This window comes from Bifidobacterium amazonense (genome assembly GCF_018555435.2).
Classification (GTDB): Bacteria; Actinomycetota; Actinomycetes; order Actinomycetales; family Bifidobacteriaceae; genus Bifidobacterium; species Bifidobacterium amazonense.
This window is the reverse complement of sequence record NZ_JAFEJT020000021.1, coordinates 38,753-47,995: the sequence shown is the minus strand read 5'-3', so window position 1 is coordinate 47,995 and position 9,243 is coordinate 38,753. Positions and strand designations below refer to the sequence as shown.

General features: G+C 65.2%; 6 protein-coding genes. All 6 read left to right on the top strand.

Going from position 1 to position 9,243, the window contains the following annotated elements:
• A partial coding sequence (locus tag JS533_RS06605) for a phage tail protein (protein ID WP_241513645.1) occupies window positions 1-1,869 on the top strand: 1,869 nt, incomplete at its 5' end.
• The gene (locus tag JS533_RS06600) at window positions 1,866-2,645 is read left to right on the top strand and encodes a phage distal tail protein (protein ID WP_241513644.1); all 780 of its coding nucleotides are present in this window, start codon (window positions 1,866-1,868) and stop codon (window positions 2,643-2,645) included. The genes JS533_RS06605 and JS533_RS06600, both read left to right, overlap by 4 nt.
• Window positions 2,646-2,654: 9 nt before the next feature.
• Window positions 2,655-5,195 carry a phage tail spike protein gene (locus tag JS533_RS06595; RefSeq protein ID WP_241513643.1) on the top strand — a complete coding sequence of 847 codons (2,541 nt, stop codon included), beginning with the start codon at window positions 2,655-2,657 and terminating at the stop codon, window positions 5,193-5,195.
• 10 nt (window positions 5,196-5,205) lie between these two features.
• Window positions 5,206-7,089 (top strand): hypothetical protein, encoded by a 1,884-nt coding sequence (locus tag JS533_RS06590; RefSeq protein WP_241513642.1) that lies wholly within the window; start codon window positions 5,206-5,208, stop codon window positions 7,087-7,089.
• Window positions 7,089-8,459, top strand: coding sequence for a DUF6273 domain-containing protein (locus tag JS533_RS06585; RefSeq protein ID WP_241513641.1), 1,371 nt, complete (start codon window positions 7,089-7,091; stop codon window positions 8,457-8,459). Before JS533_RS06590 ends, JS533_RS06585 begins: the two co-directional genes overlap by 1 nt.
• Before the next feature lie 63 nt (window positions 8,460-8,522).
• The gene (locus JS533_RS06580) at window positions 8,523-8,951 is read left to right on the top strand and encodes a hypothetical protein (RefSeq protein ID WP_241513640.1); all 429 of its coding nucleotides are present in this window, start codon (window positions 8,523-8,525) and stop codon (window positions 8,949-8,951) included.
• Window positions 8,952-9,243: the final 292 nt, after the last annotated feature.

The window sequence follows — 9,243 nt, the reverse complement described above, 5'->3', positions numbered from 1 at the left end:
CCGATCGTCGCGCAACTGCCTGCCCTCTCGCAGGCGTTCGCCCAGCTCGGAGAAGCGCTCGTGGCCGTCGGGCAGCAGAGCGCGCCGTCAATCCGCCTGCTCATGGACACGATCGCGCAGGCCGCGGCCCAGATCGCGCCCATGCTGGCCCAGCTCGTGGCGAGCCTCGTGCCTTTGGGAGCGAGCATCGTCGGCATGCTGGCCCAGCTCGTGCCGCCCATCATGCAGATCGTGACCACGCTCGTCAGTGCGCTCGTTCCGGTCATAGGCCAGATCATCTCGGCCGTCGTGCAACTGCTGCCCGCGGTCATGCAGATCGTGACCACGCTCGTGAGCGCATTGGTGCCGGTCATCGGCCAGATCGTGAGCGCTCTGGCGTCGCTGCTGCCCGCGGTCGTGCAGATCATCTCGGCCGTCGTGCAGCTCGTGCCGCCCATCATGCAGGTCGTCACGACCCTCGTGTCGGCGCTCATGCCGGTCATCTCGACCATCGTGACGGCCATCACCGCATTGGTGCCGGTCATCGTGCAGCTCGTGACCACCGTCGTGAGCGCGCTCATGCCGGTCATCACCGCCATCGTGACGGCCATCACCATGCTCGTGCCGATCATCGCGATGATCGTGACCACGCTCGTCAGCATGCTCGTGCCGGTCATCACGACCATCGTGAACGTGATCACGGCCCTGCTGCCGATCGTCACGAGCATCATCCAAGGCATCGTGAGCGTCGTCGTGCCGATGGTCACGACCATCAGCGGCGTCATCCAAGGCGTCATCACCGTGCTTCAAGGCGTCATCACGTTCCTCACCGGCGTGTTCTCCGGCGACTGGAGCATGGCATGGCAGGGTATCCAACAGGTGTTCTCCGGCATCTGGCAGGCCATATCCAGCTACTTCACCGGCATTTGGAACACGTTGCAGGCGGCCCTACAGGCCGGCCTCAACGTCATCCAGACCGTGTGGAGCAGCGTATGGAACGCGGTCAAGGCCGTGGCGCAGACCATATGGGACGCGATCAAATCGCTCATCGGCTCGGCCGTCGACGGCGTCAAGAGCGCGATCAGCAACGCGCTCAACGCCATCAAGGGCGTGTGGGACTCCATCTGGAACGCCATCAAGAGTGTCGCGCAGAGCGTGTGGGACGCCATCAAGAGCCTCGTCACCAGCGCCGCCAACGGTGTCAAGAGCACCATCGACGGCGTCATGAACGGCATCAAGAGCATGTGGACCGCCGCGTGGAACGCCGTCAAGACCACCGTGCAGAACGCATGGAACGGCATGGTCAGCGCTGTCAAGAGCGCCGGCAGCAACATGCTCGGCGTCGTCAAGTCCATCCCGTCCAGCATCCAAGGTGTGTTCTCCGGCGCCGGCTCATGGCTGCTCAACGCCGGCCGCAACATCGTCCAAGGCCTCATCAACGGCATCAAGGGCATGATCGGCAACGTCGTGAACACCGTGAAGAACATGGCCTCGTCTGCGCTCGACGCGGCCAAGAGCTTCCTCGGCATCCACTCGCCGTCCACCGCGTTCTACTATGTGGGCGAAATGAGCGGACAGGGTATGGTCAACGCCCTCGCTGACATGGCCCCGACCGTTCAGACCGCGGCCGAAGGCATGATGCCGAGCGTCAACCCGCTCGAAGCCGACATCACACCGCCCGGATACGCACAACACACTCCGGCCACGGCCTACGTTCAGGCATCGCCGCAGGAAAGCCAACAGGCCGACCTTGAGGCCGCGTTCACCACCGCATTGAGCAAGCTGCCGCTCGTGATCACCTACACCAACGAACGCGAGGCGGCGCTCGCCCTCGCGCCCGCGTTCAACCGTCGCATCGGCGAACTACAGGAAATGGAGACCCTACTGTGAGCCGCTTCAACTACCGCCCCGGAGACGACAGCCTACTGCTCGGCGGACACCCCCTGTCCTACTGGAGCTGCTTCATCGGCCCCGACGGCATCACCGTCGAAGCCGCCGAACCACGGCTCACCCGCACGTCGATACCCGGCCGACACGGCCTCTTGGACCAAACCCTGAGAGACCGCAAAGGCCGGGCCTACGACGACAAGGGCCGCGACATCACCGTGGACATCGTCATGACCGCCGACGAACTCGACCAACGCAAGCTCCGCCAACGCCTCGGCGAATACCAAGGCATGCGCACGAGCATCTGGTGGCAGCGCATGTGGGACGGCGAATACCGCGGAACCCTCCAGATCGGCGAATGGAAGGACGTCATACTGCCAGGCATGCGCTACCTCTGCACCGGAACCACGCTCACCCTGTCCGCCGACGACAGCGTCCAACACGGCCCCCGCGAACGCCTCGCGCTCAACGAGGGCCGTAACCAGCTCGGCATCAAGGGCAACCGGCTCGCCATGCCCACCCTCGACCTGACCACCAAGAACGTCACCGAGATCAGCGTCAACGACGGGGCGAACACGCTGCGCTTCACGCAGGAAACCGCGTTCGCGGCAGGCCGGGCGCTCGCCGTCGACAGCGAACAGGGCACCGCCACGCTCGACGGCACGCCCCTCGCCCCGACCTTGGACAGCGACTATCCCGAACTCGCCAGCCCCCAGACCACCATCACCCTCACCGGGTGCGACGGCTGGATTGAATACGAACCCCTCTACTTCATCTAAGGAACTGCCATGCGTTTCCTCCACATGGACCGATGGGGCCAGCCCATCGCCGACGGCCAACTCCACGACGTCGTCAAGGCGTCGCGCGAGCTCGGCACCGACGGCACCAACACCCTCACCATCACCACCGGCACCCCGGTCGATCAGGGCGACATCATCGCCTACCGGGACAAGAGCGGCATCTGGCGCGAGCACAGCGTAAGCGTGCCCGAACAAGTCCACGACACGGCCGGAAAACCATACTGGCAAGTCACCGCCCCCACCATCCTCAACGAACTATCCCTCAAGGGCATCGACCGGTACAAGCTCAACGGGGGAGCACAGGGCGCGCTCGCGTACTGCCTCAACCAAACCCGCTTCAAGGTCGGCAAGGTCGAATCCAACGGCGTGAACACCGCCGACCTCGACATCTCGCAGACCAACGCCCTCGACATGCTCCAGCAGATCGCCAACACCTACGATCTGGAGATCGAGGAAACCTGCGAGCCGGACGAGACCGGCACGCGCATCGTGAACCGGACCGTGAACCTTCTGGCCTCGACCGGCGACGAGCTCGGCCGGCGCATCGAATGGGGGCGCGACCTGACCGGCGTCAGGGTAGCCACCGACAGCCGCCGTCCGATAACCCGCCTGTACGTGTACGGCAAGAGCAAGATCGGCGCGGACGGCAACACCAGCGACGACAAGGTCTCCATCGATTCGGTCAACGGTGGGAAGAAGTACATCGACGTCACCGACCCCGCCCTGCTGAAGCTCTACGGGCGTCCCGGGCCTAACGGTGAAATCCTCCCCTCCGAGGGCTTCATCGAATACGACTCCGACGACCCCGCCACGCTGTTGCGCTTGGGCAAGGCCCAGCTCACCAAGTGGAGCACCCCGTCGGTCACCTACGAGATCAACAGCATTCAATTGGAGCAGGCCGGTCAGGGCGTCAAGGGCATCGGCATCGGCGACACCATCCAAGTCGTCGACCGGCTCTTCCCGACCCCGCTGCGCCTCTCCGCCCGCGTCCTCAAGATCGAGGAAGACCTATTGGAGTCCGCCAGCGGCACCACCCTGACCTTCGGCAACGTGACCCCCAGCTTCACGAAGACCAACAAACAGGTCCAGAACACCGTGCAGCAACTATGGTCCCATTCGGGCGTCTGGGACGACGCCGCCAACCTCACCGGCCCCTACTTGGACGGCGTCATCAACGGCCTCAACGGCAAAATGAACCAGACCGGCGGCTACACGTACCTGAAACCCAACGAGGGCATCATCGTCTACGACAAGCCCCTCCGAGCCGACGGCAGCGACCGCGACGCCACGATGGCAATCCAGATCGGCGGCGGCTACTTCCGCATCGCCAACAGCCGCAAGTCGGACGGCACATGGAACTGGAGAACGATGGGCACCGGCGCCGGCCTCGTCGCCGACACCATCGTCACCGGCATCATCCAAGGCGGCAGCAGCTACTTCAATCTGGACACCGGCGAAATCAACTTCACCAGCGGCATCATCCACAACAACGCCAACACCGTCAGCATCAACCTCAACACCGGCGAAGTCATCCTCAAACGAGGCCGCATCACCGACGGCGCCGGCAACACATGGGACCTCACGAGCGGCGGCGGCATCCAGATCACCGACGGCACCATCCGCATCAGCGGCTACGTCGACGGCAAATGGACCACCACCACCATCGACGCCAGCGGCTTCCACGTCACCGGCAGCGGCGGAGACGCCGGCACCATGACCGACTACAACGGCAACGTCAGCCTCAGAGGCAACACCATCGGCCCCGACGACAACAACTACCTCACCGTAGGCGGCAGCAACGCCATGAAACTCGTCTCCAGCGGCCGAGAACTCTTCACCATCGCCGGAAGCACCAGCTACTCAAGCCTCTTCCGCGCCAGCGCCCTCGGAAACCAGCCGTTCCTCGAAGTCGGCAACGACCCGCAGGGGCAAAGCGGCAGCACCGTCATCCACACCGCCAGCGGCGACGACTACCCGTGCATCGGCATCAGCCCCAGCGCATGCTACATGCTGCTCACCGGCAACAGCTACCTCGTCGCCAGCGACTCAGGATGGGCCAACGTCAGAGGCATCGAAATAGGCAACCACGGATACCACGTCTACGCCACCGACAACAGCATCCAACTCCTCACCCCAAGCCACAACGCCCGCATCGACGTCACCAACAACTACAGCGCCATCGTCTACAGCAACTACCACGTCATGGTCAGCGCCGACGGCGTCGGCACCGTCACCAAAGCCGCCAGCGCATCAACCGCCAGCACCAACGTCCTCGACACACTCCTCATGGCGCTCGCCGACGACGGGCTCGACCTCGACAGCCCCGACGCCTACACGAGCATGCCGGCCGGCATCGAGGAAATCCCGCTCGGCAAGCTCCATGACGTGCTCAGGCTGCTCGTGGACGGCGACACCGCCGGGGCCAAGACGTTGCTCGACCAATACGAGAGCGAACAGAAGGTGTGGACCCAAGCCGACTACGACCAAATGGACATCCCCGTCCCATCGGCGTCGTTGTCCCTGAAGTAAAGGAAAACCAATGGCAGACAAGCTCAACGACTACAAGGCCATCACGCTGCGCTGCGACACCGCGTCCGACTACATGCCGCAGATCGCGGCCGTGACCGGCGACCGCAACGGGCGAGTCGTCCGCGCCGTCCTCACCAACGGCGGCAAGGACGTCGACCCCGAGGGCATCACCGCCCGACTGCTCTACGACCCCGAACCGGACAACCCGAAGGTGTTCGGCGACCGCATCACCATGACCCCCGTCGCCGGGGCGGCCACCGCGACCTTCGAGGCGCCCATCCCATCCAGCGCCATCCAATCGGTCGGCAAGAAGACGCTCGGCCTCCAGTTCACCCAGAATGATGGCAAGGCCAACGAAAGCACCGTCGTCACCCGCCCCTTCACGCTCTACGTCGAGTCCGGCGTCCTCAAGGTCACCTCGGGCGACGCCGCCGGCGAGTTCGAGGAAGCCGTGCGCCGAGCCGAGGCCGCGCGAGATCAGGCCGAGGTATCCGCCGCGAACGCCGCCGACAGCGAGAAACTGGCCGCCCAGCACCTCGCCGACATCGGCACCAGCAAGGAAGAGGCCGCAGCAAGCGCCGCCGCGGCCCTCGCCTCGCAGAACGCCGCCAAGGCCTCGCAGGACGCGGCCAAGACGAGCGAGACCAACGCCAAGGCCTCGGAAGCCGCAGTCGCCACCAGCGCAAGCAACGCGGCCGACTCGGCCGCCGCGGCCCTCGCCTCGCAGAACGCCGCCAAGGCGAGCGAGGACGCCGCAGCGGCTTCCGCGGCGGCGGCCAAGGTCTCCGAGACCAACGCCAAGACGAGCGAGACCGCGGCCAAGACCTCCGAGACGAACGCCAAGGCCAGCGAGACCGCGGCGACCGAATCCGCCGCACAGGCGGCCGCCAGCGACGCACAGGCCGGCCGCTACGCCGATCAGGCCGAGGAATCCGCGACCGACGCCGCCAGCTCGGCCACCACCGCGACCCAAGCCGCCGACAGCGCCACCGCATCCAAGACCGCCGCCAAGGCATCGCAGGACGCCGCCGCAGCAAGCGCCGCCGAAGCGAAGGCCGCCGTGGACGGCTTCGGCCTCGTCGTCGACCAAACCAACACCGTCGCGCCCGGCACCAAGGCCAATGTGGCCCTGACCAAGACCGGCAACACCTACCACGCCACGTTCGACATCCCGCAGGGCGAACGAGGCGAGAACACCGCCGCCATCTCATCGATCACCCTCGAATACACACCCGGCACCGGAACCCCGGACGTCCACGTCGAAGCCGGCGGCACACCCACCGACCGCACCCTCAAGTTCGTCATGAGCAACCTCGAAGGCGCGGACGGCCACACGCCCCTCGTCAAGATCGGCACCGTCACCACCCTCGACCCCGGAAGCAAGGTCACCGTCACCGGCACCACCGACGGCAACGGCGACGTCACCTTCGACTTCGGCATCCCCCGCGGCGCCGACGGCTCGAACGCCACCGTCACCGCCGGCAACGGCATCACCGTCACCGACGGCGTCGTCACCGCCAAACCGGCCCCCGGCAAGGCTGTGAACGTGTCCGCCGACGGCATCGGCGTCCAAGTGGACGACACCACCGTCAAAATCGTGGACAACAAACTCACCGCCCTCGGCGGCGCCCACATCATCAACGCCACCTTCGCCGTCGCCGACTTCGACGACAACCTCACCGCCACCAAAGCCATCCAAGGCCTACAGGCCGTGAACCTCGTCAGCCCGGCCACCACCAGCGTGGACAACGTCGAGACCTACATCAACGCCAACCCCGTCATTCAGGACCACACCGACAACCCCGACGTCCCCGACGGCTCGCTGCGCATGATCTGCACCAACGAACCCGACGGACCAATCACCATCCGCATCGCAACCATGAAGGAGAACTGATGGTAGTCATCCAAACCCTCTACGGCTCGTTCAAACCCGCCGTACCAGTCACCGGCGTCACCCTAAGCAAGACCGCCGCCACACTGAAGACCGGCGAATCGACCGACTTCACCGTCACCATCGCCCCGGACACCGCCAGCAACAAGCGGTTCACCGTCGCCGTCGACAAGCCCGACCTCGTCACCCTCACCAAGGGCGCCGGCAACACGTACACCGTGGCCGCCAAGGAAGGCACGGACGGCGGCACCGCCATCGTCACCGTGACCTCCAAGAGCAACCCCGCCGCGACGGCCAAGCTCACCATCACCGTGCGCGTCCCCGTCACCGCGATCACCGTCGACAAGCCCACCGTCCAAGGCGACACCAAGACGTCCGTCGATGTCACCTTCACTGTCGCGCCGACGAACGCGACCGACAAGACCCTCGTCGTCACCTCCAGCGCCCCGACGATCGCCAGTGTGGCTCTCAAGTCCGGCACCACGTACACGATCAGCTACCTCAAGGGCGGCGAGGCGACCATCACGGGCGCTTCCAAGAGCGACCCGACCGTCAAGGCCACCGTCGCCGTCACGTCCATCCAGACCGGCCCCACCGACGACGAGAAGGTCAAGTACTACACCGACAACCTCGCCAAGGCCAAGGCAGGCACCTACGTCGGCAAGGAAATCAAGGCCGGCGTCGAGCTCTTGGAGGGCTGGACCCCGTTCGACGACACCGGCAAGGCCACGCCCGCCGAAATGGTCGCCGCCATCGCCAAGGCCGGCGACGCGAACATCAACGCGATCATCCCCGGCGACTACTTCAACGTCACCGCCGGCGGCACCACGTACAAGTACGTGTGCAACGGCCGCGATCAGTACTACATCAGCGGCGACGCGACCAACGGCAAACACCACTTCACGTTCGTGCCGGACAAGCTCTTCCCGACCGCGATGGCCTACGCCTCCAGCAACTCCAACGACTGGGGTAATTCCGACCTCAAGAAGTGGATGGAAGGCACCTTCTACAACAGCCTGCCCACCGCGGTCAAGAACAGCATCGTGGGCCTCAAGGTGCCGTTCACCAACTACAGCGGCCAGCGCAGCGGCGTCGTGTCCAAGGTCTTCCCGCCCAGCGAATGGGAAGCGTTCGGCAAGAAGAACTACTCGGCCGAGACCGCGGGCGGCACCCCGCCGAACAACGCCTACGTCGTCCTATCCCGTAGCGACGCCAACCGCAAGCGCACCGGCGCCAATAACTGGTACTGGCTACGTTCTGCCGGCTCCGGCCGCACGAACTACGTGCCCATCGTCTACACGGACGGCACCGCGAACGTCAACTACGCCAACATCGCGTACGGCGCTGCCCTGCCCTGCTTCAACCTCGGCTAACCGACAGGTTAGCCGTCCACGCCCCGCGCCCTAGCGCGGGGCCATCCACTGGAGGAAACCCCTATGAGCGTGCCGGTCGGCAAACGCAAGACAAGCCCACTCGAATGGCAGGTGCTCGCCACGGACATCCGCGTCGAGATCATCCGCCTCATGGGCAGCGAGAAGATCGTGCCCAAGAGCATGCGCTTCACCTTGGCACTGCCTACGGTGAAGGACGCGCACGCGCTCGTCCGATCGGTCATCCACGCCCGCGACGTCTACCCGACCGACCGGCAGGCCTACGAGCTGCGACGCCGGCATCTCATGGACGCCGTCGGCTGGTGCGACGTGCTGGAGGACGACATGGCCCTGATAAAAGCGATCTGGGACAACGCCGACCTCAACAGGTTCGACCACGCCATCGGCCGTCTCGAACGCGAGAAACTGCTGCTCCGCAACCGCATGGCCGCGGACAGGAAGACCGCGCGCGACAAGGGCTTCCTCCCCTCATGATCTTGGTTGACGGCCAGTAACGTTCTGCCAACTCCGGCAACACGAACAACGTGCCCAACGTCAACACGGACGGCACCGCGAACAACAACAACGCCAACAACACGAACGGCGCTGCCCTGCCCTGATTCACCAACCGACCCCGGTCGGCCCCAGTCCAAGTAGCGAAAGCGAACGCAGCGGGATTCTTTGTTGAAGGGGCCGTCAACCATCGCGAAGCCCCTATGGGGCCGAGCGTGAACAAGCACCCGGACGGCGCGGGGCAACCCGCTGTCGTGCATGGCCGGACACTGCC